The 25246-nt window shown below is 72.4% G+C and carries 21 protein-coding genes; 9 read left to right on the top strand and 12 right to left on the bottom strand.

Going from position 1 to position 25246, the window contains the following annotated elements; all coding sequences use genetic code 11:
* The first annotated feature begins 23 nt into the window (after positions 1 to 23).
* Together AB0K28_RS02700 and AB0K28_RS02695 are read left to right on the top strand one after the other, a co-directional pair.
* Positions 24 to 875 (top strand): helix-turn-helix transcriptional regulator, encoded by an 852-nt coding sequence (locus AB0K28_RS02700; RefSeq protein ID WP_345386915.1) that lies wholly within the window; start codon positions 24 to 26, stop codon positions 873 to 875.
* 69 nt (positions 876 to 944) lie between these two features.
* Positions 945 to 1211 (top strand): hypothetical protein, encoded by a 267-nt coding sequence (locus AB0K28_RS02695; protein WP_345386917.1) that lies wholly within the window; start codon positions 945 to 947, stop codon positions 1209 to 1211.
* A 60-nt stretch (positions 1212 to 1271) separates the two neighbouring features.
* Here AB0K28_RS02695 and AB0K28_RS02690 read toward each other — a convergent pair whose 3' ends face one another.
* The 4 genes from AB0K28_RS02690 to AB0K28_RS02675 all read right to left on the bottom strand — a co-directional run bounded on the left by AB0K28_RS02690 (position 1272) and on the right by AB0K28_RS02675 (position 4921).
* Positions 1272 to 1514 (bottom strand): ATP-binding cassette domain-containing protein, encoded by a 243-nt coding sequence (locus AB0K28_RS02690; RefSeq protein ID WP_364364517.1) that lies wholly within the window; start codon positions 1512 to 1514, stop codon positions 1272 to 1274.
* Between the two features lie 61 nt (positions 1515 to 1575).
* On the bottom strand, positions 1576 to 2961 hold the full coding sequence (locus tag AB0K28_RS02685; RefSeq protein WP_345386921.1) for a HAMP domain-containing sensor histidine kinase: 1386 nt from the start codon (positions 2959 to 2961) through the stop codon (positions 1576 to 1578).
* Positions 2958 to 3656: a response regulator transcription factor gene (locus AB0K28_RS02680; protein WP_364364245.1), complete on the bottom strand. Its 699-nt coding sequence runs from the start codon at positions 3654 to 3656 to the stop codon at positions 2958 to 2960. Before AB0K28_RS02680 ends, AB0K28_RS02685 begins: the two co-directional genes overlap by 4 nt.
* A 65-nt stretch (positions 3657 to 3721) precedes the next feature.
* Positions 3722 to 4921 (bottom strand): cytochrome P450, encoded by a 1200-nt coding sequence (locus AB0K28_RS02675; RefSeq protein WP_364364242.1) that lies wholly within the window; start codon positions 4919 to 4921, stop codon positions 3722 to 3724.
* Positions 4922 to 5008: 87 nt separating this feature from the next.
* Here AB0K28_RS02675 and AB0K28_RS02670 point away from each other — a divergent pair, with 87 nt between their 5' ends.
* Positions 5009 to 5581, top strand: coding sequence for a TetR/AcrR family transcriptional regulator (locus tag AB0K28_RS02670; protein WP_345386925.1), 573 nt, complete (start codon positions 5009 to 5011; stop codon positions 5579 to 5581).
* Between the two features lie 161 nt (positions 5582 to 5742).
* On the opposite strand, the gene AB0K28_RS02665 is transcribed toward AB0K28_RS02670, so the two are convergent.
* On the bottom strand, positions 5743 to 7248 hold the full coding sequence (locus AB0K28_RS02665; protein WP_364364239.1) for an NAD(P)/FAD-dependent oxidoreductase: 1506 nt from the start codon (positions 7246 to 7248) through the stop codon (positions 5743 to 5745).
* 166 nt (positions 7249 to 7414) lie between these two features.
* Between AB0K28_RS02665 and AB0K28_RS02660 the strand changes: the two genes are divergently transcribed.
* From AB0K28_RS02660 to AB0K28_RS02650, 3 genes are all read left to right on the top strand, one after another.
* On the top strand, positions 7415 to 8341 hold the full coding sequence (locus AB0K28_RS02660) for a pseudouridine-5'-phosphate glycosidase (RefSeq protein ID WP_364364236.1): 927 nt from the start codon (positions 7415 to 7417) through the stop codon (positions 8339 to 8341).
* Positions 8338 to 9267 carry a sugar kinase gene (locus AB0K28_RS02655; RefSeq protein ID WP_364364233.1) on the top strand — a complete coding sequence of 310 codons (930 nt, stop codon included), beginning with the start codon at positions 8338 to 8340 and terminating at the stop codon, positions 9265 to 9267. The genes AB0K28_RS02660 and AB0K28_RS02655 overlap by 4 nt, the downstream gene beginning before the upstream one ends.
* Positions 9268 to 9349: 82 nt before the next feature.
* Positions 9350 to 12727 carry a hypothetical protein gene (locus AB0K28_RS02650; RefSeq protein ID WP_364364231.1) on the top strand — a complete coding sequence of 1126 codons (3378 nt, stop codon included), beginning with the start codon at positions 9350 to 9352 and terminating at the stop codon, positions 12725 to 12727.
* 229 nt (positions 12728 to 12956) lie between these two features.
* On the opposite strand, the gene AB0K28_RS02645 is transcribed toward AB0K28_RS02650, so the two are convergent.
* From AB0K28_RS02645 to AB0K28_RS02620, 6 genes are all read right to left on the bottom strand, one after another.
* Positions 12957 to 15977: an AAA family ATPase gene (locus AB0K28_RS02645; RefSeq protein ID WP_364364228.1), complete on the bottom strand. Its 3021-nt coding sequence runs from the start codon at positions 15975 to 15977 to the stop codon at positions 12957 to 12959.
* Positions 15978 to 16026: 49 nt separating this feature from the next.
* On the bottom strand, positions 16027 to 16461 hold the full coding sequence (locus AB0K28_RS02640; protein WP_345386945.1) for a GNAT family N-acetyltransferase: 435 nt from the start codon (positions 16459 to 16461) through the stop codon (positions 16027 to 16029).
* 93 nt (positions 16462 to 16554) lie between these two features.
* Positions 16555 to 17700: an acyl-CoA dehydrogenase family protein gene (locus AB0K28_RS02635; protein ID WP_345386947.1), complete on the bottom strand. Its 1146-nt coding sequence runs from the start codon at positions 17698 to 17700 to the stop codon at positions 16555 to 16557.
* 3 nt (positions 17701 to 17703) lie between these two features.
* A complete protein-coding gene (locus AB0K28_RS02630; protein WP_345386949.1) occupies positions 17704 to 18609 on the bottom strand; it encodes a hydroxymethylglutaryl-CoA lyase in 906 nt (301 codons plus the stop codon).
* Positions 18609 to 20555: a biotin carboxylase N-terminal domain-containing protein gene (locus AB0K28_RS02625; RefSeq protein ID WP_364364223.1), complete on the bottom strand. Its 1947-nt coding sequence runs from the start codon at positions 20553 to 20555 to the stop codon at positions 18609 to 18611. The genes AB0K28_RS02630 and AB0K28_RS02625 overlap by 1 nt, the downstream gene beginning before the upstream one ends.
* 3 nt (positions 20556 to 20558) lie before the next feature.
* The gene (locus tag AB0K28_RS02620; RefSeq protein ID WP_364364220.1) at positions 20559 to 22130 is read right to left on the bottom strand and encodes a carboxyl transferase domain-containing protein; all 1572 of its coding nucleotides are present in this window, start codon (positions 22128 to 22130) and stop codon (positions 20559 to 20561) included.
* A 61-nt stretch (positions 22131 to 22191) separates the two neighbouring features.
* Here AB0K28_RS02620 and AB0K28_RS02615 point away from each other — a divergent pair, with 61 nt between their 5' ends.
* The 3 genes from AB0K28_RS02615 (at position 22192) to AB0K28_RS02605 (ending at position 23826) form a co-directional block, all read left to right on the top strand.
* Positions 22192 to 22791, top strand: coding sequence for a helix-turn-helix domain-containing protein (locus tag AB0K28_RS02615; protein ID WP_345386953.1), 600 nt, complete (start codon positions 22192 to 22194; stop codon positions 22789 to 22791).
* A 133-nt stretch (positions 22792 to 22924) separates the two neighbouring features.
* Positions 22925 to 23266, top strand: coding sequence for an ABC transporter permease (locus AB0K28_RS02610; protein WP_364364216.1), 342 nt, complete (start codon positions 22925 to 22927; stop codon positions 23264 to 23266).
* Positions 23267 to 23328: 62 nt separating this feature from the next.
* The gene (locus AB0K28_RS02605) at positions 23329 to 23826 is read left to right on the top strand and encodes a hypothetical protein (RefSeq protein WP_364364213.1); all 498 of its coding nucleotides are present in this window, start codon (positions 23329 to 23331) and stop codon (positions 23824 to 23826) included.
* 57 nt (positions 23827 to 23883) lie between these two features.
* On the opposite strand, the gene AB0K28_RS02600 is transcribed toward AB0K28_RS02605, so the two are convergent.
* Positions 23884 to 25215 (bottom strand): hypothetical protein, encoded by a 1332-nt coding sequence (locus AB0K28_RS02600; protein ID WP_345386959.1) that lies wholly within the window; start codon positions 25213 to 25215, stop codon positions 23884 to 23886.
* Positions 25216 to 25246 lie beyond the last annotated feature (31 nt).

The following is a 25246-nucleotide window of genomic DNA, read 5'->3' as shown; positions in this document are numbered from 1 at the left end:
GACCGGAGCTAGCCTCTTGCCGCGTGACGTCCTTTCAGCAGGCGCGCATCGATCTCGGCAGCCAGTTACGCCAATTGCGCGAGGCGGCCCATCTGTCGGGCAAGGAGCTGGCCGAGCGGTTGCGCTGGCAACCCTCCAAGGTCTCCCGCCTCGAGAACGCCCGGCAGACCGCGACCGAGGATGACGTCGTCGTGTGGGCGCAGGCCGTCAACGCCTCGCCCGACACGACCGACGAGCTCATCCGGCAGTCGATCGCGCTGCTCGAACGGCACGACGACTGGAAACAGCGCCACCGCAGCGGCCTGGCCGCACTCCAGGAGGACATCCGCGACCTGGAGGCGCGCACCAAACTGTTCCGCGTCTTCGAGCCCGGCATCATCGTGGGCCTGCTGCAGACCTCCGAGTACGCCAGGCACGTCTTCCGCAAGGTCAAGCGCCTCTACAGCGCCGCCGACCAGATCGACGCGGCGGTCCGGGTGCGCATGCAGCGCCAGGAGATCCTGTACGACCGCACGCGCACGTTCAGGTTCGTCGTCACGGAGGCCGCGCTGCGCTCCGCGGTGGCCCCGCCCGAGGTGATGCGCGGCCAGCTCGACCGCCTGCTCGCGGTCAGCACCCTGCCGAACGTGGAGTTCGGCGTCATCCCGTTCGGCACCGAGCTGCCGTCCAGCCCGATCAACGGCTTCTGGATCTTCAACGAGGCCATGGTCGCGGTCGCCACCATGACGAAGGACCTCATCCTGCGCGACCCCGACGACATCGCCTTTTACGTACGGGCCTTCGACGATTACGTGAAGGTGGCGGAGTTCGATGAGACCGGACGGGAGGTCATCATCTCCGTTCTTCACGAATACCGGAAACAAACTCCACATTAACCGCAGCAATTGCTTGCCTCCTCCGCCAAGATCGTGCAATTCTGTCGCGAGACGTTGCGGAGGTGACGCATGATGCTTGATACCGCGCTCAGCCTTGAGCGCTTCGCCTGGCACGCGGGTCGTCACGCTGACCTGTCCGTGCAGAGCATCGCGCTGGCCTGCGACCCGGCGTACGTGTCGGTTCGCAACCGGTTCTCCGCCACCCTCGCCGAGACCGTCACCTGCTCCGACGAGGGCGCGTTCATCACCTCCTGGGGCTACCGCCTGGGCACCACCGACGACGTCGAGTCGGCCGCCGCCCGCCTCGCCTTCCTCCTCGCCGCCCTCCCCGCCTGACCACCCCGCCTGATCGCCCCGCCTGATCACCGTGCCTGAGCGCCGCACTTCACCACCGCGTTAGGCCGGCCCGCGCGGGCCCCCCGTCCCGCGCTCCGACGGCGACCCCCTGCCGCTGCCCGCCGGACAACGCGGACACGGGCGCGCTCTGCGAGGCCAGCCGCACCCCGAGCCGCTCGCACGCCTCCCGCGTCTCGCGACGGGCTCGCCGTCGATCGCGATCGTCCCGCCGTCCGGCCGCTCGACCCCGGACAGGATCTTCGCCGGCGTGGACTTGCCCGCGCCGTTGTCGCCGATCAGCACCACGACCTCGCTGATCGTTGTCAACCCCGAGGGGCCGCCTTCAGAACCCCGGGGGCCGCCTTCAGGACGCGGACTGGCGTACGTTACTCCCGGGCAGCTCCATGATCGCGATCGCGCCGCCACCGGGCGCGTTGCCCAGGCGTACCGTGCCGCCCGCCTCCTCGACGGCCTGCTTGACGATCGCGAGGCCCAGCCCCGAGCCGGGCAGGCCGCGGGCGGAGGGCGAGCGCCAGAAGCGTTCGAAGACGTGCGGCAGCTCCTCCTCCGGCAAGCCCGGCCCGTGGTCGCGGACGGTCAGCCGGCCGTCGAGCAGCCGCACCTCGATCTGGCCGCCAGGGCTGAACTTGGCCGCGTTGTCCATGAGGTTGAGCACGGCACGTTCCAGAGAGGCGGCGTTGCCCACGAGATACCAGGGCCGCAGGTCGGTGCTGACCTCGGCGCCGCGCAGCCTGGCCCGCTCGACCGCCGCGGTGACCACCTCGTGCAGGGCCAGCTCGACGTGCGGCTCGTGGTCGTTGTCGCCCCTGGCGAGCTGGAGCAGGTCGGTGACCAGCGTGGACAGCTCGGCGAACTGCGCCTTGACGTTGACCAGCAGGCGTTCCTTGGCGGCCGGGTCGAGGCTGCGGCCGGTCTGCTCGCTGCGCAGCAGCAGATCGATGTTGGTGCGCAGGGTGGTGAGCGGTGTGCGCAGCTCGTGGCCCGCGTCGGCGACGAGCTGCTTCTGCCGCTCTCTCGACCCGGCCAGCGCGGCCGTCATGGCGTTGAACGACGACGACAGGCGGGCGATCTCGTCGTTGCCGGTGACGGGGATGCGGGTGCCGAGGTCCTCGGTCTGGGCGATGTGCTCGACCGCCTTGGTCAGCTCGCCGACCGGGCGCAGCGCGGCCCGCGAGATCACGAGCCCGGCCCAGGCCGCGCCGATGACGCCGAGCGCGGTGATGCCGCTCAGCATGAGCGCTGAGCGCCGCAGCGTGTTGCTGACCCACCACATCGGCCTGGCCTCCATCACGGCCACGCCCTTGTCGAAGTTGAGCGCCACCACCCGGACCGGCGTGCCGTCGCTGGTGTGGCCGTCGCGGTAGACCGGCTCGCACGGCTCGAACGCCTCGGAGTCCTTGTCGTACACGGGGACGATGGGCGGCCCGATCGAGCAGGTGGTGCCGTCGGAGCGCAGCAGCGTCGCCATGCCGTCGAACATGCCCTGCGTGCCCTGCTCGGTGCAGTGATGCTGGAGGTAGTCGCGGTCGCTGTCCTTCAGCGACTCCACGATGCTCATGTCGAGGTTGCTGCGCAGCCGCTGCTGCACGATGTAGTAGGACAGGCCGGCGCACGTCGCGATGGCCACCGCCACGGCGACCGTGACGAGCAGCGTCAGCCGCGTGCGCAGGCTGCCCCGTCTGGAGAGCGCGGCCAGACGGGACCGCATCGTGCTCGTGCGCCTGCTCATGGGGAGTTCCGCAGGACGTACCCCACCCCGCGCACGGTGTGGATCACTCGCGGCTCGCCGCCGGCCTCGGTCTTGCGCCGCAGATACATGACGTAGACGTCGAGCGAGTTGGAGGTCGGCTCGAAGTCGAAGCCCCACACCTCGCTGAGTATCTGGTCGCGGGTCAGTACCTGGCGCGGGTGCGCGAGGAACAGCTCCATCAGCAGGTATTCGGTGCGGGTCAGGTCGAGCCTGCGCTCGCCGCGGGTGACCTCTCTGGTGGCCTGGTCCATGCGCAGGTCGCCGTAGGTGAGCGTGTCGCCCTCCGGCGTGCCCGTGCTGATCGAGGCCCGCCGCAGCAGCGCGCGCACCCGGGCCAGCAGCTCGTCCAGCTCGAACGGCTTGACCAGGTAGTCGTCGGCCCCCGCGTCGAGCCCCGACACCCGGTCGCCGACGGCGTCGCGGGCGGTGAGCATGAGGACGGGCACGTGGTTGCCCGACGACCGCAGCCTGCGGCACGCGGTGAGCCCGTCGAGCCGTGGCATCATCACGTCGAGCAGCACCGCGTCGTACGTCTCCGCGCCCAGCGCGTCGAGGGCCTGCTGCCCGTCGTCGGCGGTGGCGACCTTGTAGCCCTCGAACTCCAGGCTCGACTGCAGCGCCTCGCGCAACGCGGGCTCGTCGTCGACCACCAGCAGACGTGCAGGCTCACTCATACTTACCAAAGGTAAGGCGTCATCATGAGAACCGGATGAACGATCTCACCTTCGTTTCCTGACGATCACCAGGCCACGGGCATCCTGGTGAGCCCGAAGATGGCCTTGCCGTACTTCAGGCCGAGCTCCTCCTCCGTCGCCGTGACGCGCAGCCCGGGCAGCCGCTCGAACAACGTGCGCAGCGCGATCTCCAGCTCGGCCCGCGCCAGGTTCTGGCCGAGGCACTGGTGCACCCCGTACCCGAAGGCCACGTGGTGGCGGGCGCCGCGCTGGACGTCGAAGTCGTCGGGCCGCTCGAACGCCCGCTCGTCCCTGTTGGCCGACGCGCCGAGCACGTACACGCCCTCGCCCTTCCTGACGAGCTGCCCGCCGATCTCCTGGTCCTCGACGGCCACCCGGTCGAAGGCCACCCAGTCGACGATCGAGTGGTAACGCAGCAGCTCCTCGACCGCGGCCGGCCAGCCGCCGGGGTTCTCGCGCAGCGCGGCGAGCTGGTCCGGGTTGCGCAGCAGCGTGTACGCCGACAGCGGGATCATGTTCGCCGTGGTCTCGTGACCGGCGACGAGCAGCAGGAAGGCCACCCCGGTCAGCTCCTCGGCGGTCAGCTTGCCGCCGGTGGCCAGCCGGCCCAGCAGGTCGTCCTTGGGCGCGGCGACGACGTCGGTGACGAGGTCGGCGAGGTAGGACCTGATCTCGTACGTCGCCGACCGCCTGGCCCGCTCGTCGGCCCCGGCGTCCACCATCATCCTGGTGCGGGACTGGAAGAAGTCGTGGTCGGCGTACGGGACGCCGAGCAGCCGGCAGATGACCAGCGACGGGAGCGCCAGCCCGTACGCCTCCACCAGCTCCCCTTCGTCGCCCTTGGCGGTCATGTCGTCGAGCAGCTCGTCGGCCAGCCGCTGGATGCCGGGCCGCATCTCCCTGACCCGCCGGACGGTGAACTCGCTGATGAGCAGCCGCCGGAAGCGGGTGTGCTCGGGCGGGTCGTGGTCGATGAAGAACCCGACGGACAGCTGATGGGCTGCGGCGATCTCCTCGGGCGTCATCGTCGCGGTGTCGGGGGCGCTGGGGTGGCCGGGGGTGCGGGGGTCGGTGCTGAAGCCGGTTCCGGCGAGGATCTGCTGGGCCTCGGCGTGCCGGGTGACGAGCCACACCTCGCCGCGGGAGGTCTCGCCTCTGACGAGGGGGGCCTGGTCGCGCCAGCCCTCGTACTCGGGAGGCGGGGCGAACGGGCACGTGCGATGGACAGGGAAGCTTTCCGCCATAGTCTGCTCCGTAATAGCCGGACTCCGCATTGCTTACTTACGCGAAAGTAAACAATGCGAGGCACGGCCGTCAACAGAAGGAGCGAGATGGCAGGGCGGCGGACGGACACACGAGAGCGGATCCAGCAGGTCGCGCTGGAGCTGTTCGCCGAGCGCGGATACGACAAGACGTCGCTGCAGGAGGTGGCGGAGCGGCTCCAGATCACCAGACCGGCTCTCTACTACCACTTCCGTACGAAGGAGGAGATCCTCACCGGCGTGATCGAGCGGCTGGTCGAGTCGATCGAGGAACTGGTGGCCTGGGGCAGGCAGCAGCCGGCCACCACGGAGGCGCGGCTGGAGATCCTGCGGCGGATCTCCGGGCTGCTTTCCGACCAGTGGCGGCCGCTGTTCAGGTTCGCCCAGGTCAACCAGGGCGCGTTGGAGCACCACCCGAAGGGCGAACGCCTGCGCGGGTGCGTGATCTCGCTGGTGTCGCTGCTGTGCGTGCCAGGCGAGAGCGCGGAGAAGCAGTTCGAGTCCAGGCTGGCGGTGCTCGCGGTGATCCTCGGCAACCTGCCGCTCCTGTTCGGGTCGGAGTCGGACCCGGAGACGGACTTGAACGAGGTGGCGCTCCGCGTCGCCACCAAGCTCGTCACCGGCGAGCAACCGGACGAGTAACCGGCGGCGAGCCCCACCGGCCCCGCAAGCCCCGCCCCCAAGCCCCGCCCCCAAGCCCAGCCCTCCGGGCCCGGCCGGCCCTGCCACCAGCCGGCCGATCATCCTGGCCCGGCCATCCCGGCCATCCCGGCCTGACTGCGCCGAGTGCGGCGAGTGCGGTGTCAGGCGGTGAGCAGGGCCATGGCGGCGTTGTGGCCGCCGATGCCGCTCACGCCGCCGCCCCTGCGGGCGGCGGCACCGCAGAGCAGGATGCGCTCGTGCTCGGTGTCCACGCCCCAGCCGCCGCTCTCCGCGTACGGCCAGCTCAGGTCGGTGTGGAAGATGTGGCCGCCGGGCAGGCCCGCGTCGGTCTCCAGGTCCACGGGGGTCTTGACCTCGACGCACAGGGTGCCGTCGGGGGCGGTGAGCAGGCAGTCCTCGATCGGCTCTGCGAGGACGGCGTTGATGGAGGCGAAGGTGGCATCCAACGCCATCTTCCGCGCTTTCTCCGGATTTTTCCGGAAAAGGCGGGCGGGCATGTGCAGGCCGAACAGCGTCATCGTCTCCGCCCGCCCCCGCAGGCCGGGCCCCAGGATCGACGGGTCGGTCAGCGAGTGGCAGTAGACCTCGGCGGGCGGCAGCTCCGGGATCTCACCGCGCGCCGCCTGCTCGTACGCCCGCGCGAGCTGGTCACGTCCCTCGTTGATGTGGAACGTACCGCTGAAGGCCGCCCCCGGATCCACCGTCGCGTCCTTCAGGCGGGGCAGCCGGGTCAGCACCATGTTGACCTTGAGCTGCGCGCCCTCTGGCACCGTCGCGGGCCGTCCCATGAGCCGATCGAGCACCGCGGGCGGCAGGTTGACCAGCACGTGCCCACCCCGCACGGCGTGCTCGCCCGCGCCGTCCCTGAACGTCACCTCGCCCGACGGGTCGATGCCGACGATCTCCGCGCCCGTCCTGATCTCGGCGCCCGCCCGCCTGGCCGCCGCCTCCAGCGCGCCGGAGACCGCGCCCATGCCGCCGACGGGGACGTTCCACTCGCCGGTGCCGTCGCCGATCACGTGGTAGAGGAAACAGCGGTTGGCCAGCAGGTCGGTGTCGGGGTCGGCGAAGGTGCCGATGAGCGCGTCGGTGAGCACGACCCCGCGTACGGTGTCGTCGGCGAACCGCTCGGCCACACTCTCCCCGATCGGCCGCCCGAACAGGTCGCGCCACGCCTCGGGGCCGACCATCCGCTCGATCTCGGCCTGCGGGCGCAGCGGCTCCAGCAGGGTGGGCGCCAGCACCCGCGCGACCTCGGCGACCATGCCGTAGAAGCGCCGCCACGCCTCGTGGTCGGACTCGCCGCCCGTCACGTGCCGGAACGAGGCCGCCGTCCGCAGGTCGTCCTCGTTGTCCACGAGCAGCCCCGTGTCGCCTTTGGGCGTGTACGAGGCGTAGCGCCGCCGGCGCAGCTCCAGGTCGAGCCCGAGATCGCGGGCGATCTTCGAGGGCAGCAGGCTGACGAGATAGGAGTACCGCGACAGGCGCACGTCCACGCCGGGGAAAGCCTGCGCCGAGATCGCCAGGCCGCCGACGTGCTCGTGCCGCTCCAGCACCAGCACCCGCCGCCCGGCCTGTGCCAGGTACGCCGCCGCCACCAGCCCGTTGTGCCCGCCTCCGGCCACGATCACGTCATACGCACTCATCCTCGCACCTTAAGGCCGATACCGGTCAGGACGCCACGGGCCGCGCGGTCCTCAAGTGGACGGCCGGGCAAGGGGCCCGTACGCTGCTCTGTTCGGAACAAATCTCATCAGAGCCGCCGTTCCTCACACGCAGGGCCACCACCACTCAAGGAGCACGAGCCTCACCATGCGCAGCACCACCGACGCCGTTCCGCAGCCGTCCGACGAGGTCGCCGAGGCCCTGGCGACCGGAGCGCCGGTCGTGGCCCTGGAGTCCACGATCATCTCCCACGGGCTGCCGCAGCCGCGCAACCTGGAGGTGGCGCGCGAGCTGGAGGGCATCGTACGAGACGAGGGCGCCGTCCCCGCCACGATCGCGGTGCTCGACGGGGTGCCCCGCATCGGGCTGAACGAGGTCGAGCTGGAGCGCATCGCCACCGAGCCGGGCCTGCGCAAGCTGGGCCAGCGCGACCTGCCGCTGGCGGCGGCGCTGAAGGCGAGCGGCGCGACCACCGTGTCGGCCACGTCGTTCCTGGCCGCCCGCGCCGGCATCCGCGTCTTCGCCACCGGCGGCCTGGGCGGCGTGCACCGCCACTGGACCGAGGACCAGGACGAGTCCGCCGACCTCGACACGCTCGCCCGCACCCGCATCACGGTCGTGTGCGCGGGCGTCAAGTCGATCCTCGACGTGCCGGCCACGCTGCAGCGGCTGGAGACGCGCGGGGTGAGCGTGGCCGGGTTCCGCACCGACACGTTCCCCGGCTTCTACCTGCACTCCTCCGGCCAGCCGATCGAGTGGCGGATCGAGACGGCCGACGAGGCGGCCGCCGTCATGCGCGGCCAGGACGCGCTCAGCGGCACCGAGACGGCCCTGATCGTCGCCAACCCGGTGCCCAAGGAGCAGCAGCTCGATCCCGAGCTGCACGACCGGGTGCTCGCCGAGGCGCTGGCCGCCGCCGAGCGCGACGGCGTCAAGGGCCAGGCGATCACCCCGTTCCTGCTCGGCTACCTGGTCGACGGCACCAAGGGCGCGTCCCTGGAGGCCAACCTGGCCGCCGTGCGCGGCAACGCCGCGCTCGCCGCCCGCATCGCCCTGGCCTGGTCCCGATCGTGAACGGTGACGCCCTCCTGATCATCGGCGACGTCGTCACCGACGTCGTGGCGCTGCACGGCTCGCCCGTCCTGGCGGGCGAGGACACCGCCGCCGAGATCGTGCTGCGTCCCGGCGGCTCCGGCGCCAACACCGCCGCCTGGGCCGCCTGCCTGGGAGCCGAGGTCCACCTGCTGGCCAAGCTCGGCTACGACAGCAGCGAGTGGCACGCCACCGAACTGATCAACACGGGCGTCCAGCCCCACTTCTCCGTGGATCCCGACCACCCCACCGCCGTGGTGATCGCCATGGTGGACAAGAGCGGCGAGCGCTCGATGCTCACCAACCGCGGCGCCGGTGACCTGATCTCCGAGGACGACTGGGACCCGGCGCTGCTCGACGGCGTCGGCCGGCTGCATCTGTCGGGGTACGTCCTGTTCGCCGAGCCCGGCCTGCGCCTGGCCGCCCGCGCCATGGCCGACGCCGTGGCGGCGGGCATCACGGTGAGCGTGGACCCGGCCTCCACGGGGCCGCTGCGCGACTTCGGCGTCGAACGTTTCATGCAGGCGACGGCCGCCGCCGAGCTGATCCTGCCCAACCTCGACGAGGCGCTTCTGCTCACCGGGGTGACATCGGCCGAGCGTGCGGCCGTACTCTTGAGTGAGAGATATGGCACAGCGGTCGTGAAACTCGGCGCGGAGGGGGCGCTGGCCGCGCGAGACGGTGAGGTGGTGGCGACGGCCGAGGGCCGATCCGCTGAGGTCGTGGACTCGACGGGCGCAGGTGACGCCTTCGCCGCCGGGTTCATCGCCGCGACGCTGCGCGGCGCCGGGACGCGGGCGGCTCTGGAGGTGGGTTGCCGTGCCGGTGCCGCATGTGTGGCCCAGGTGGGCGGCCGTCCACGGTACGGTTTGGATCTGAACCGTCTTTACCCTATTCACACTGATTGATAGCTTGCCGCGTAGGCTGCACCATTAGCCACATGCGTTACGGGCAGCACACGCGGCTCACTGGGGAGGATAAGGTCCGCCGATGGAAGTCGAGTCATCGATCTGCCTGAGCGACCTGGTCCCTGCGCTGCGATGGAGCCGGCCCCAGCAGGTGGCCGAGGCGTTGGGCGACCCACGCCTGCCCGCCGGATGGTGGCACTCCCTGCCGCTGCCCAAGGCCCTCGGCATGACGGGGCTCGACTGGATCTGCGAGCGCCTCGCGCGGCTCGCCTCCTCCCGCTGGGACCACCTCCCCCTGTCCGACCTGCTGCCCGCGCTGACGGTCCACCACATCGACCCCGCGCTGCCGGGCTGGCCCGACGCCACCCGTACGGCGATCACCGGCCTCGGCGGCTGGCAGCGGCTGCGCCGGCTGTCCCCCAGTGACCTCGGCACGCCGTCGGCCACGCCCGAGGTCGTCATCGGCTCGGTCTTCCGCGAGATCCTCGGCCGCATCCCGGCCCAGCCCGACGCGTCCGGCGCCGCTCCTGGCGCCGCCAGCGTCCCGGGGGTCGCGGGCGGCCACCCCGAGGTCACCCGGCCGCTCCAACGCGGCCAGGGCGTACCGTCGGGCGCGTTCCCGGTGCCGGAGTCCGGCCCCTTCCCCGCACAGGGCGACCCGGCCGCACAACCGCTGGCAGCCCAGGCCGGCGCCGGCGGCCCCTTCGCCCAGGCCACCCCCTCCGGCCCGCTCCCCGCACCCATCGACACCACCACCGGCCGCCCCCAGACAAGCGGCCCCTTCGCCGCCCAGGGCGGCCAGCCCCCAGCGGACGGCCAGAGCGGCCCGTTCGCCGCGCAGGGCGGCCAATCGCCGTCCGGCAGCGCCGAGGGCTCCCCGTCAGGCGGCCCCTTCGCCGCCCAGAGCGGCCAGCCCCCAGCGGGTGCCCAGAGCGGCCCGTTCGCCGCGCAGGAAGGCCAGTCCCCGGCGGGCGGCCCCTTCGCGGGCTCCGGCACCCAGAACGGCCCCCTGCCCCAGCGTCCGGGCGGCTCCTACCCCGGCGCGCCCGGCGACGGCGACCCGCAACGCCCCGGCACCTTCCCCGAGGGCACCCCCGGCCCGCGCCAGACGGGCTCTTTCCCGGCTGTGTCGGATGGCCCCCGCCAGACCGGCACTTTCGCCGACGCCAATCCCGGCTCCCGACAAACGGGCAACTTCCCGGCCGCCCCTGACAGCGCACCCGGCCCCCGCCAGACCGGCAGCTTCCCCGCAGCCTCCGACGGCGCCCCCGGATCCCGCCAAACCGGCAGTTTCCCGGCCGCTACCGACAGCGCACCCGGCTCTCGACAGGCCGGTAACGACCCCGGTGCGTCCGACGGCCGGCCCGGCACCGGCTCCTCCCCCGCCCAGGGGGCCGACTCGCGCACCAGCGGCTCTTTCCCCGTTCCGCCCGGGTCGCGTTCGACCGGTTCTTTCCCGGCGGCGTCCCAGCCGGGGGCCTTCCCCGGCGCGCCCGCCGACGGCGGCCAGCAGCGCCGCCCCGGAACCTTCCCCGAGGGCGCCCCCGGCCCCCGTCAGACGGGCTCCTTCCCAGCGGTCCCCGACGCCTCCGGCTCCCCTCAAACCGGCAGCTTCGCCGCAAACCCTGACGGCGCGCCCGGCTCCCGCCAGACCGGCAACTTCCCGGCCGCCCCCGACGGCGCGCCCGGCTCCCGCCAGACGGGCAGTTTCCCGGCCGCCTCGGACGGCGCGCCCGGCTCCCGCCAGACGGGGAGCTTCCCCGCCGCCTCCAACGGCGCTCCGGGGGCGCAGCAGGGCGGCTCGCCCGCCGGGCCGGGCCCCGCGGGCCCCGGCCAGAACGGCGCGCTCCCCGGTCAGGGCGGCGCGTACCCCGGCGATCAGCAGGGCGGCGCGGCCCGCCAGGGCTTCGCGGGCGAGGGCCTGCCCCAGCGCCCAGGTCAGCAGGACCGCCTCCCGCAACGCCCCACCGCTCAGCCCGGCCGCCAGGACACCGGCGCTGCCGCAGCCGGCGCAGGCAACGGCATGCCCGGAGCCCCCGGCAACGAGCTGCCCGGCGGCCCCGGCAGCCCGGCGACCCGCGCAGGCGCCGGCAGCGCAGGCGGAGCGAGCACAGGCGGTCCTGGTGCAGGCGGCGGACCTGGCGCGGGCGGCGGACCCGGAATGGGAGCGGGCGGCCCGGGAACGGGCTCCCTCCCGGCGATCCCAGGCACGAACGCCCCCGGCTCCGGCACCAACGCGCCGGGCTCGGGTGCGAGCGCCCCCGGCTCCGGCACGAACGGCCCGGGCTCGGGTGCGAGCGCCCCCGGCTCTGGCGCGAGCACCGCCGTGCCGGGCACGAACACGTCCGTCCCGGGGAAGGGCACGCCCGCCTACGCGGGCTCCGGCCCCATCCCCACCGACCCGGACCACGCCATGGTCAGGGTCGTGGACAACCTCTTCCGCAACCTCGACAAGCTGGAGCTGGCCGTGGCCCAGCACCGGCTGTTCGCCGAGGACCCGGTGAGCCTGCGTACGCTCGCCCACAAGATGCTCGTCGAACGCGAGGCGCTCTCGCTGGCCCAGCGCACCGCCGAGGAACGCGTCCTGCAGTGGCTGCGCTCCTCGGAGTCCGCGCCGGTCACCGGGCACATGTTCCGGCTGACGGAGTGGCTGGGCGCGGCGGCCACCGAGGATCAGCTGATCGGCGCCGACCCGGCCCACCCGGTGACGGTTCCATCGCTGCGTACGCCGCTGTGGCGGGTCCTCGTGACGCTCATGCCGGACCGCCGCCTCCAGGACGGCTGGCTGGTCGTCGGCGACATGTACGGCCTCCAGGCGCGTACGCGGCAGCTCCTCGCCTCGGCCCCGCCCGACGCGGACGTCGTCGAGCTCATGAGCGAGCTGGGCATCCGCGCGCACTCCGCCAAGGCGTGGCTCGACGCCCTGCCCCCGGAGACCAGCCGCGACGCCGCGGCCGCTGCTCCCAGCCCGGCCCAGCCGCTGCCCCGCCGCACCCCCGGCGCGAACGGCCACCACCACCGCGGCGGCCAGCCCATCCCGCCCGCCGCGAGCAGCTCGATCGACCCGTCGGCCGCGCTGGCCACCCTGTCGGCGCTGTCGGGCGGCCGCTCGCCCATGCTCTCCGGCACCTTGGCAGGCACGCCGCCCACGCCTCCCCCGCCGCTGCCCAGCCCGTCGTCCGACCCGCGCCGCTGGCAACGCATCGAGGTCACCCCGGAACACCTCAGGGGCGGCCCGGTGCCGGTCCCGGAGGGCTACGCCGCCCAGCTCGGCATGCGCCCCGGCACCCTCCTGTCGGTCACGGGCCCCGGTGACAACGCCATCGTCCTGGTCTGGCAGGGTCACCAGCCCGTCTTCGACTCCCTCCAGCCGGTACTGATGCGCCTGAACGCCCGCCCCGGCGACCAGGTCTACGTCACAGTGGACGGCTACCGCCTGGAAGCCCAACTGACCGGCTGACCACCACCCGGAAGGCAAAGGCAACCCGCAGAACGCAAAGCCGCGCCCCACACACCCACCCAAGGCACCCGGCCGACGCATCGAACAAGGACGATAAAGGCCGAATCGGCAGCCTCTCTTGAGCGGGTCCAGCCGAAAGGGTGGAGGTGGTTGGCGGGGCGGGGCAGCGGCGCGGAAAAGGACACCCGGCCGACACCGCCCCGGCACCGGGGCCAAACCGCCGGCGGAGCTAGTCGAAGAGGTGGAGGCGGTGGGCGGTGGCGGCGGCTTCGCCTCGGGTGGCGACGCCGAGTTTGGCCAGGATGTTGGAGACGTGCACGCTCACCGTCTTGATCGAGATGACCAGCTCCTCCGCGATCTCGCGGTTGCTGCGGCCGTTCGTCACCTCGCGCAGGACCTCCAGCTCGCGTGCGGTCAGGCCCAGCGGCTGGGCGTCGGTGGCCTCGTCGGAGCCGCCGATCCTGGCGCGGCGGCCGAGTACGTCGAGTTGTTCGAGCAGCGGTGTGACGCCCAGGTCGCGGGCCAGCGTGCGGGCCCGGGCGAGCCGCGTGGCGGCCTCCTGGCGGGCGCCGCACGCGAGCGCCGCCTGCCCGGCCGCGAGCAGGCACTGCGCCTCCGCGTACGGCTGCCGCAACGCGGCCCACGCCGCCACCGCCTGCTCCCAGGCCGCGAACTGCCAGGCGGCCGGCTCGACCCCCTCGTCCCAGGGCTTCTCTGGGCCGGTCAGCGCGATGAAGGTGAGCCGATGCGCCTCCTGCAGCGGGCCCTCGCACCTGAGCTCACGCCCGAGCGCCCGCAGCCGCCGCAGCAACAGCAGCGCCTGCTCCACGAGCGCCTCACCTTGGGCCACCCCGGAACCCGGCGCGCCACCCGCGTCGGACCCACTCAGCGCATCATCCCTGATCGCATCGAGCAGGCGTGAGGCGGGCACCGCCATGCGGACGAGTCGCCCGAAGGTGGTCACGACAGGCCAGGCGTAGCGGGGGCCGTTGATGAGGTCGTCGCCCTCCATGCCGCGCAGCGCCGCCGCCACCGCCTCCCCGAGCTGCCCGCGGCACATGAGCGCCAGCACCTCCCTGCGGAGATGCGGCAGGACGTGCTGGTCGCGGTGGGCGCCGCGGGCCAGGACGCGGCGGCTGGAGTCGAGCAGGCGGGCGGCCCGGTCGTGGTCGCCCCGCGCGAGCGCGATGTCGGTGGCGAACCCGCGCAGGCTGGCGGCGTAGGGGGCGGGCGGCGCGAGGTCGAGGGCGTGGTCGATCACCTGGAGCGCCTCGTCCCATCGCCCGAGCGAGACCAGCGGCTCCGCCAGGTTGATCGACAGGAACGCGCCGGACGTGCGGGCCAGCCCGTAGTGCAGGGACTCCTCGATGCCCTTCCTGGCCACTTCGGCGGCCTGCTCATGCCGGCCCGCGCCTTCGAGCGCGTCGGACTCGGAGATCGCGCAGCGCATGAGCGCGCTGAAGACCTCACCGCGCGCGGCGATCTGCCGGGCCTCGGCGAACGCCTGGAGCTGCGGCTCCATGTCGGAGTAGTCGGTCAGCCCCCAGGCGAGGTCGATGATGGCGTGGGCCTCGAGGCCGGCGTGGCCCAGGGTGTGGCCGATCTCCATGGCGGCCCTGGCCGTGGCCGCGCGCTCGGCCCGGGTGGCCGGGCCGTGGAGCATGCGGGCCAGCGACTCCAGCACCCTGCCGCGCAGCAGCGGCTGGTCGTCGGGCACGAGCTCGGCGGCCCTGCGCAGGTCGTCGATGAAGCCGGGGCGGCCGAGGTCGTAGCGGGTGTGGCTACGCTGGCGCAGCAGCATGACGGCCCTGACCGGGTCGGCCTCGAGCCCGGGGTCGCGGGCCAGCTCGTCGAGCGCGGCGCTGGACACGGCGATGCCGCGCTCGAACTCGCCGGCCAGGTGGGCGACGACGGCGGTCACCCTGAGCACGTCGAGCCGGTCGGCGCCGATGCGCTCGGCCGCGTCGGGCACCTGGTCCCACAGCTCGAGCATGCGGGAGAGCATGCGCAGCTGCTCGTCGTAGGCGGTGGACTTGCGGGCGGCGGCGGCCGCGTGCCAGGCGCTGACCAGCGCCCAGGTGGAGTCGTGGGCGGAGTGCCAGTGGTGGGCCAGCTCGATCGCGCCGCGCGGGGCGGGCAGGATCGACAGGTCGTGCTCGAGGGCCTCGGCGTAGCGGGTGTGCAGTCGGGTGTGCTCGCCGGGCAGCAGGTCGTCGTGGAGCGCCTCGCGGATGAGGGCGTGGCGGAAGGCGTAGCCCTCGCCGTCGACGACCAGGACGTTGCCCGCCACGGCCGGGCGCAGCGCGCGCGACAGGGCGGCGTCGTCGAGCCCGGCGACGGCGCTGAGCAGAGCGTGCTCGATGCGCTGCCCGCCGGCGCTGGCCACCCGCAGCAGCTCCTGGGTCTCTTCGGGCAGCCGCTCGACGGCGGCGAGCAGCAGGTCGCGCAGCGACTCGGGCAGCGGCTCGCCCGCCCCCGACTCGGTGAGCAGCGCCTCGACGAACAGCGGGTTGCCCTCGCTGCGGGCGTAGATGAGGTCCATGTCGGCCACGGACGGCTCGCGCTCCAGCATGCCGACGGCCAGCGCGACGGCCTCCTTGCGGGTGAGCCTGCGCAGCTCGACCCTGCCGACCGACTCGATGCGCCCCAGCTCGGCGAGCAACGGCCGCAGCGGGTGGGTGCGGTGGAGCTCGTCGGTGCGGTAGGTGACCACGAGCAGCACCCGGGCGGCGGTGCGCTGGTAGCGGACGAGGAACGTGAGCAGGTCGCGGGTGGAGCGGTCGGCCCAGTGGGCGTCTTCGACGACGAGCACCACGGGCCGCTCGTCTGCCAGGCGCTCCAGCAGCCCGAGCACCTGCTCGAACAGCCGCGCCCTGGCCTCGGCCCCGTCTTTGCCCGGCTCGCCGAACTCGGGCAGCAGCCTGGCGAGCCCGCGCGCGTTGCCGCCCGGCACCAGCGCGGCGACCGCGTCGTGACCCAGCTCGCGGACGAGCTGGCGCAGCACGGCGGTGAACGGCGCGAAAGGCAGGCCCTCTGTGCCCAGCTCCAGGCAGGCGCCGACGAGCACCATGGCGTCGCTCGTGTGCCGCCCGGTGAACTCGTTGATCAGGCGGGTCTTGCCGGCCCCGGCCTCGCCGCCGACGAGCACGGTGGCCGGTATGCCGGCGCGCGCCCTGGACAGGGCGTCGCCGAGGGCGGCGAGCTCGCGGGAGCGCCCGACGAGCAGCGGGCTCACGGCGTGGATCCTCACGCCCTCAGCATGCCACCCGGCGCCGACAGAATCGCCCGCCAGGTGGCCCCTATCGCAGCACCTTGCGGAAGAACGTGGCCGACGCCTCGTAGCCCAGCGCGTGGTAGAACTCCGGCGCCCGCCGCGTGGCCATCGCGACGTAGCCGGCCTCGCGGGAGCGTGCCCACCGCTCGAACTCCTCCAGCAGCGACCGCCCGACGCCCTGCCGCCGGGAGCCGGACTGCACCATGGCCTCCTCCACCCAGGCGACCGGCCCGTTGGCGAAGAGGGTGAGGTGGACGAAGCCGAGCAGGTAGCCGCGCACGCGCCCGTTGACGACGGCCGCGAGCAGCAGGGCGTCGTCGTTGGCCAGCAGCGCGGGCAGCGCGGCGTCGAAGGCCTCGCGCTCGGGCCTGAAGGTCAGGCCGAACTCGCGGGCCAGCGCGAACACCTCGTCGGCGTCCGCTTTCTCCGCTCTCCTGATGAGAAGATCGTCAGCCGTCATGAGCATCGACCCTAGATCGTCGGTCGTCGCCTGCGCAAACCCATGCTTGACGTTTCCCCGCTTTTCGTGCCGGGATGAAACGGGCGCGGCGGGTCACAGGTCACCGAGTCCGAGCTGGCGGGCGATGAGCATGCGCTGCACCTCGCTGGTGCCCTCGCCGATCTCCAGCACCTTGGCGTCGCGGTAGAAGCGGCCGACGGGGAACTCGTTCATGAAGCCGTAGCCGCCGAACACCTGGGTCGCGTCGCGGGAGTTGTCCATGGCGGCGTTGGAGGAGACGAGCTTGGCGATCGCCGCCTCCTTCTTGAACGGCTCGCCCGCGAGCATCTTCTGTGCGGCGTGGTAGTAGGCGAGGCGGGCGGTGTGGGCGCGGGCCTCCATGTCGGCGATCTTGAACTGGATGGCCTGGTAGTGGCCGATGGGGTGGCCGAACGCCTTGCGGTCCCTGACGTACTTGAGGCATTCGTCCACGCAGCCCTGCGCCAGGCCGACGCCGAGCGCGGCGATGGCGACGCGGCCCTCGTCGAGGGTGCGCAGGAACTGGGCGTAGCCGCGGCCGCGCTCGCCGAGCAGGTTCGCGGCGGGCACGCGGCAGTCGGTGAAGGACAGTTCGCGGGTGTCGGAGGCGTTCCAGCCGACCTTGGAGTACTTCTTCGACACCGTGAACCCCGGCGTGCCGCTCGGCACGAGGATGGTGGAGATCTCGCGCTCGCCGGTGAGCCCGGTGAGCGCGGCCACGCCGACGACGCCGGTGATGTCGGTGCCGGAGTTGGTGATGAACGACTTCGTCCCGTTGATCACCCATTCGTCGCCGTCGAGCACGGCCGTGGTGCGCATCCCGCCGGGCACGTCGGACCCGCCGCCCGGCTCGGTCAGCCCGAACGCGCCCAGCATCTCGCCGGATGCGAGCTTGGGCAGCCACGTACGGCGCTGCTCGGGCGAGCCGAACCGGTAGACGGGCATCGCGCCGAGCGAGACCGCCGCCTCCAGGGTGATGGCGACGCTGGAGTCGACCCTGGCCAGCTCCTCCAGGGCCAGGCAGAGGGCGAAGTAGTCGCCGCCCATACCGCCGTACTCCTCGGGGATGGGCAGGCCGAACAGCCCCATCGCGCCCATCTGCCGCACGATGTCGTAGGGGAACTCCTCGCGCTCGTAGAAGTCCCCGATCACGGGCGCGACCACCTCGCGGGCGAACGCCTCGACGGTCTTGCGCAGCTCTTCGTACTCGTCGGTGAGCATCTCTCAGCCTTTCGCTAGCGCCTGTACGACGCGGGACGGGCTCGGCCGCCCGAGCAGCTCCGCCAGCCAGGTGCTGGTGGCGACGAGCTTGCCCAGGTCGAGCCCCGTCTCGATGCCGAGTCCCCGGAGCATCCAGACGAGGTCTTCTGTGGCGAGGTTGCCGGTGGCGGACTCCGCGTAGGGGCAGCCGCCGATCCCGCCGGTTGAGGCGTCGATGGTGGTGACGCCGCAGTGCAGCGCGGCCAGGGTGTTGGCCAGCGCCTGCCCGTAGGTGTCGTGGAAGTGCACGGCGAGCCGGTCCGGGCGGCGGAAGCCACGGATCAGCTCGGTGACGTGGCCGGGGGTGCCGACGCCGATGGTGTCGCCCAGGGAGAGCTGGTAGCAGCCGAGCCCGAGCAGCCGCTCGCCGACGGAGACGACCTGCGCGATCGGCGTGGGCCCCTCCCAGGGGTCGCCGAAGCACATGGAGACGTACGCCCGCACGCGGATCCCGTTGTCCAGCGCCCTGGCCACGACCGGCTCGAACATCTCGAACTGGCTCTCCAGGCTGCGGTTGAGGTTCTTGGCGGCGAACGTCTCGGTGGCGCTGGCGAAGATGGCGATCTCGGCCACGCCGAGATCGATCGCCCGGTCGAGGCCGCGCGCGTTCGGCACGAGCACGGGGTAGCGCACGCCGGTACGGCGGTGCAGGCGGCGCAGCAGCTCGTCGGCGTCCGCGAGCTGGGGCACCCACTTGGGGTGCACGAAGCTGGTGGCCTCGATCACCTTGTGCCCCGCGTCGGCGAGCCGGTCGATGAACTCGGCCTTGACCTCGACGGGGATGGTGGCGGACTCGTTCTGCAGTCCGTCGCGCGGCCCGACCTCGTAGATCGTGACCTGCTGCGGAAGGCCTTCCATCGGGTACGGCATCACGCCTCCTCGGCGGTGACCACGGCCAGGACGGCGTCCATGTCCACCGGCCGGCCCGCTTGCACGGGCAGCTCGGTGACCACGCCGTCGCGCGGCGCGGTGACCGTGTGCTCCATCTTCATGGCCTCGACGACGACCAGCGGCTGGCCGGCGCTGACCCGTTCGCCCTGCTGGGCCTTGACCAGCAGCACGGTGCCCGGCATGGGGCTCCTGACGACGCCGTCGCCGGCCGCCGCCGCGCCGGGCCGGTCGCCCGGGTCGCCGATGTGGTGGCGGGTGAACGACCAGGACGCGCCGTCGCGGCCGAGCCAGAGCGTGTCGCCGTCGCGTACGCACAGGTACCGCTCACCGCGCCCGCCGAGCGTGACGGTCAGGTCGGCGCCGTCGCGTCTGATGCGCGCGGGCACCGCCTGCTCGCCCACAAGGACCTCCGCCTGTTCCTGGGGCAGCCCGCGCACCTCAATCGCGTGCACGCCGTCGCGGGACTCCAGCCGCCAGGTCGTCCAGGCCGGCTCGCCGAGCCGCCAGCCGTCGGCGACCTCCCAGGGGTCGTCGCCGTGCGGCAGGTCGTGGAAGACCAGCGCCGCCGCCGCCGTCACCGCGTCAGGCGTCTCCATGGCGGGCAGCAGGCCGGGCAGGACGCGTTCGACCAGGCCGGTGTCCAGCTCGCCGGCCGCGACGGCCGGGTGGGCGGTCAGGGCGCGCAGGAACGGGACGTTGGTGACGACGCCGAGCACAGCCGTGGCGGCGAGCGCGCGGTCGAGCGTCCGGTACGCCGTCGCGCGGTCGGGCGCCCAGGCGATCACCTTCGCCATCATGGGGTCGAACTCGCTGCCGACCACGGCCCCTTCGGAAAGGCCCGAGTCCACCCGCACGACCGCCTGGCCCGCCGGATCCCGGGGTTCGCGGAGCGCGAGCACGCGCCCGCCGGTCGGGAGGAAGCCGCGCGCCGGGTCCTCGGCGTACACCCGCGCCTCGACCGCGTGCCCGTCGAGCCGCACGTCCTCCTGGGCGAGCGGCAGCCGCTCCCCCGCCGCCACCCTGAGCTGCAGCTCCACCAGGTCGAGCCCGGTGACCAGCTCGGTGACGGGGTGCTCGACCTGGAGCCGGGTGTTCATCTCCATGAAGTGGTACGCGCCGGTGGCGCCGTCGACGATGAACTCGACCGTGCCCGCTCCGGTGTAGCCGACGGCTCGGGCGGCCTCGACCGCCGCCGCTCCCATGGCCGCGCGCGTCTCGGGGGTGAGGAACGGGGACGGCGCCTCCTCGATGATCTTCTGGTGGCGGCGCTGCAGGCTGCACTCGCGCTCGCCGAGGTGCACGACGCCGCCGTGGGCGTCGGCCAGCACCTGGATCTCGATGTGGCGGGGGCTCTCGACGTAGCGCTCGATGAGCAGGGTGTCGTCGCCGAACGCGGCCCGCGCCGTACGCCTGGCCGACGCCAGGGCCTCGGGCAGCTCGGCGGCCGCGCGTACGAGGATCATGCCCTTGCCGCCGCCCCCTGCGGACGGCTTGATCAGGGCGGGGAAGTCGCGCCAGTCCTCAAGGCCCGGCCCTGTCGCGCCCGGCACCACCGGCACGCCGGCCGCCGACACGGTCTCCTTGGCGCGGATCTTGTCGCCCATGGCCTCGATGGCCGCGGCGGGCGGCCCGACGAAGACCAGCCCGGACTCGGCGCACCGGCGGGCGAACGTGGCGTTCTCCGCGAGGAACCCGTAACCGGGATGCACGGCCTGCGCGCCGGACGCGCGGGCGGCTCCGACGATCGCCTCGACGTCCAGGTAGGACGGCACCTGGAGGGCGGCGTCGGCCTCACCGACGTGCCGCGCCCCGGCGTCGGACGGCGTGTGCACCGCAATCGCCTCGATGCCGAGCGCGCGCAGCGTGCGGGCGATCCGTACGGCGATCTCGCCCCTGTTGGCGATCAGAACACGGTCGAACAACATGCGTCACATCCGGAAGATGCCGAAACCGGCGGGTTCGAGCGGCGCGTTGGCCGCCGCGGACAGCGCCAGGCCCAGGACGGTACGGGTGTCGAGCGGGTCGATCACGCCGTCGTCCCAGAGCCTGGCAGTGGAGTAGTACGGATTGCCCTGGTGCTCGTACTGTGCCCTGATCGCGGCGGGATCGGCGTCGCCGACGGTGGTGAGCACGTTCGCGGCCTGCTCACCGCCCATGACCGAGATGCGGGCGTTCGGCCACATCCACAGGAACCTGGGCGAGTACGCCCGCCCCGCCATCGCATAGTTCCCCGCCCCGAACGAGCCCCCGATCACCACCGTGAACTTGGGCACCCGCGCGCACGCCACCGCCGTCACCATCTTGGCGCCGTGCTTGGCGATGCCGCCCGCCTCGTACGCCTTGCCGACCATGAAGCCGCTGATGTTCTGCAGGAAGAGCAGCGGGATGCCGCGCTGGTCGCACAGCTCGATGAAGTGGGCGCCCTTCATGGCCGATTCGCCGAACAGGATGCCGTTGTTGGCGAGGATGCCGACCGGGTGACCGTGCACGTGGGCGAAGCCGGTGACGAGGGTCGGGCCGTACTCGGCCTTGAACTCCAGGAAGCGCGAGCCGTCGACGATCCTCCCGATCACCTCGCGCACGTCGTACGGCTGGCGCGTGTCGGCGGGGACGATGCCGTAGAGGTCGCGGGGGTCGTGGCGGGGCGGCTCCGGCGTGATCGTCTCCCACGGGCGCGGGGCGCGCGGCGCCAGCGTGGAGACGATGTCGCGGACGATGGCCAGCGCGTGGGCGTCGTCCTCGGCGAGGTGGTCGGTGACGCCGCTGACCCGCGCGTGCAGGTCGCCGCCGCCCAGCTCCTCGGCCGTGACCTCCTCGCCGGTGGCCGCCTTCACCAGGGGCGGGCCGCCCAGGAAGATCGTGCCCTGGCCGCGGACGATGACCGCCTCGTCGCTCATGGCGGGCACGTACGCGCCGCCCGCCGTGCACGAGCCGAGCACGGCGGCGATCTGCGGGATGCCGCGCGCGGACATCGTGGCCTGGTTGTAGAAGATCCGGCCGAAGTGCTCGCGGTCGGGGAACACCTCGTCCTGCCTGGGCAGGAACGCGCCGCCCGAGTCGACCAGGTAGACGCAGGGCAGGCGGTTGTGCAGGGCCACCTCTTGGGCGCGCAGGTGCTTCTTGACCGTCATGGGGTAGTAGGTGCCGCCCTTGACGGTGGCGTCGTTGGCGACGATCACGCATTCGCGGCCGGAGACGCGGCCGACGCCGGTGATGATGCCGGCGGCGGGGGCCTGGTCGTCGTACAGGCCGCCGGCGGCCAGCGGCGACAGCTCCAGGAAGCGCGAGCCGGGGTCGAGCAGGCCGTCCACGCGGTCGCGCGGCAGCAGCTTGCCGCGCTCGACGTGCCGCCGCCGCGACCGCTCCGGCCCGCCGAGCGCGGCGGTGGCCAGGCGGTCGAGCAGCTCGGCGGCCAGCCGCTCGTTGAGCTCGGCGTTGCTTTTGTACGCCTCGCTCCCGGGCTCGATCGCCGATCTCAGCACCGGCCAGTCGCTGCTCATGAGTCCCCTCCCATGGCTCGGATGTTAGCCATCATTAACGTCATCGTCTAGCATGTGAGACGTGACCACCGCCTCCGCCCCCTCTACCCGCAGCAGGCGCAACAGGCGCGCGGAGATCCTGGAGGCGGCCGCCCGGCTGTTCGCGGCGCGCGGCTTCCACGGCGTCTCGATCGAGGACATCGGCGCCGCCGTCGGCGTCTCAGGCCCGGCCCTCTACCGGCACTTCGACGGCAAGGACGCGCTGCTGTCGGAGATGCTGCTCGACGTCAGCTCGCGGCTGCGCGAGTCGGCCGTCGCGGTCGCCACCTCATCCCCCGGCCCCAAGGAGACCCTCGACGCGCTGCTCAACGTGCAGATCACCTTCGCGATCGAGCAGCCCGCGCTCATCACCGTGCACGACAGGGAGCTGGGCAACGTCCCTGAGCCGCAGCGCAGGCAGATCAGGCGGCTGCAGCGGCTCTACGTCGAGGAGTGGGTGACCGTGCTGGCCGAGCTGCACCCGTCCTGCCCCGCCGCACGGCTGCGGGCCGCCACGCACGCGGTCTTCGGGCTGCTCAACTCGACTCCGCACAGCGCGGGCGAGCTGCCAGGGCACGAGATGCGGCCGCTGCTGCACGCGATGGCCAGGGCAGCCATCGAGGCGGCTGTTAAGGCTTATTAACTTTTTTTGCCGTACGCTCGCCCGGGCTCCTCCTCACGCTGCTGGCCGAGACGTTCCTCGCGGCGTTCACCATCACCGCCTTCGGCGTCGCGCTGGCCACCGGCCACGGAACACGCAGACCTTCTTCGGGCTCATGCAGACGGCGATCATGCCGATGATGTTCCTGTCGGGCGCCATGTTCCCGCTGGCCGGCCTGCCGTCGTGGCTGCACGTGCTCACCGTGGTCAACCCCATGACGTACGCCGTCGATCCCATGCGCCAGGCCGTCTTCGCCCACCTCGACGTCCCCGCCCCGGCCGCCGCCGTCCTCAACCCCGGCGTCCGCTGGTTCACCCAGCAGGTCCCCGTGCCGGCGGAGCTCGGCATCGTCACCGCCCTCGGCCTCCTGCTCCTCGGAGTGGCGGTCCTGCAGTCAGAAAAGCCGACTAGGAGTTTCTCTCACATCAGGCTGCGCACTCGCATGTACGGAGGGTAACTTTCCTGATGCGCCGCGCGGCCCCTTCCAGCAGTCCCCCCGGAGCGTAAGGAGCTCACCCGATGGTGGATCTCGAAGCGAAGTACTTTGACCTGGAGCGCCGGGTGCAAAAACTCGAAGCGGCTAAGCTGAGTGGCGTGCCCAACCTCAGCGTCGCCGACCGCATCGACACCCTGCATGATCGCGTCACACAGGTCCAGAACAACGTCAACGCGAGAATCACGAAAGAGGCCCAGTCCATCAGGGCCGAGATGAAGGCCGGCTTCGCGACCGTCAACGAGCGGTTCGAGCAGGTCGACAAGCGCTTCGAGCGGATCGACGGCCGGTTCGAACAGGTCGACAAGCGCTTCGAGCAGATCGACAGCCGGTTCGAACAGGTCGACAAGCGCTTCGAGCAGATCGACAGCCGGTTCGAGCAGATCGACAAGCGCTTCGAGCGGATCGACAGCCGGTTCGAACAGGTCGACAGGCGGTTCGAACAGGTTGACACGCAGCTCGACGGCCTCCGGACCCTGCTCATGCGGATCGATGCCAAGTTGCCGGATTCGCAGGTCAACTAGCCGCTGAGGAAGGGCGAGGCCCGGGGTGGTGCCCCGGACCTCGCCCGGATCGATAGGTCAGCGACGGACGCGGACGTAGTCCTTGGCGCTGTCGTCGCCGTTGGTGTCCGCGTCGCCGCGGAACACGAACTTCCAGTGGCCGGAGCGCCAGGCCCTGGCCTTGGTGTAGAGGCGGCCGCTGTCACCCGAGGAGGTGGTCTTGACGTACTGCCACTTCCTGGAGCCGAGCGGCTTGAAGTAGAGCGCCACCTTGCCGGCGTAGCCCTCCCACGAGCCGTCGTCGTCCACCTGCAGCACGCCCCTGAACTTGAGGTAGCCGCCGCGCCTCGGCGGCTCGGGGTAGGCGTTGAACCTGATCAGCCGGGTGTCGGCCTTGTCCGCGGTGGGCGGCGGGGCGGGCTCGTTGACGCGGACCCAGTCGGGGCCGCTGACCGTGCCGTTGACGCCGCGGGTGCCGCGGTACTCGGCACGCCACCAGCCCGACTTCTCGGCGGTGGCGGTGGCGAAGAAGCGGCCGCCGCGACCGGTCACGTCGGAGGTGACGTACTCCCAGCGGCGGGAACCGTCCGCACGGAAGAAGACGGACACGCGCTGGCCGGTCAGGCCGCCGCGGCGCTCGGCGCGCAGGGTGCCGGTGAAGCGGAGCTTGTCGCCCTCGTCCACGGGCTCGGGCCTGGCGTCGAAGCCGGAGATGCGGCTGGCGAGGTTGGCGCGCCTGACGTCCACGCGGTCGCCGTCGCTGACGGTGCCCCTGGCCGTGGCGGTGGCCGCGAACTCGGCCCGCCACCAGCCGGTGGACATGGCGCGTACGCGGGCGGAGAACCAGCCGCCGCGCCCCGTCGTCACCTTGGCCACCTGGCGGTAGTCGTCGGAGCCGCGCCCACGGAAGGCGATGGCGACGGTCTGCCCGTCGTACCCCTTGCCGTCGGCGACCAGGCGGCCGGACACCTTGATCGTGTCGCCCCTGCTCACCCGGTCGGGGTCGGCGTCGAAGTCGCCGATCCTGGTGGTGAGCGCCTTGACGACGTCGAAGGTGCCGGTCTTCGTGGCATCGCCGTCACCCTTGGCGACGGCGTTGTATGTCCACTTGCCGACGGCCCCGGCGCCGAACGCCTTGGTGCCGGTCCACTTGAAACCGCCCGGTACGGGCGACTTGGCGAGGTTCACGACGTCGTTGTTGAGCTTGAGTTCGGCGCTGTTCGCACGCCTCGTCGTGAACGTGAACGTCACGGTGACGTCCTTGTCGAAGACCACGATCGCGGGCGCGGGGCTGATGCCCACGTCGCTGATGGTGGGTACGGCTGCCGCCGTCGCCGTGCCAGGCGCGGCGGCGAGTGCCCCTGCCCCGAGCACGAGGGCGAGGGCGGCTACACGGATGCGTTGTAACATGCGGGTTCCTTTCTGGAGACCCCATTGGTGT

The organism is Nonomuraea sp. NPDC049504 (assembly GCF_040676845.1).
Lineage (GTDB): Bacteria > Actinomycetota > Actinomycetes > Streptosporangiales > Streptosporangiaceae > Nonomuraea > Nonomuraea salmonea.
Note: the sequence above shows the minus strand (reverse complement) of the source record. Positions and strands in the feature narration are given on the sequence as shown.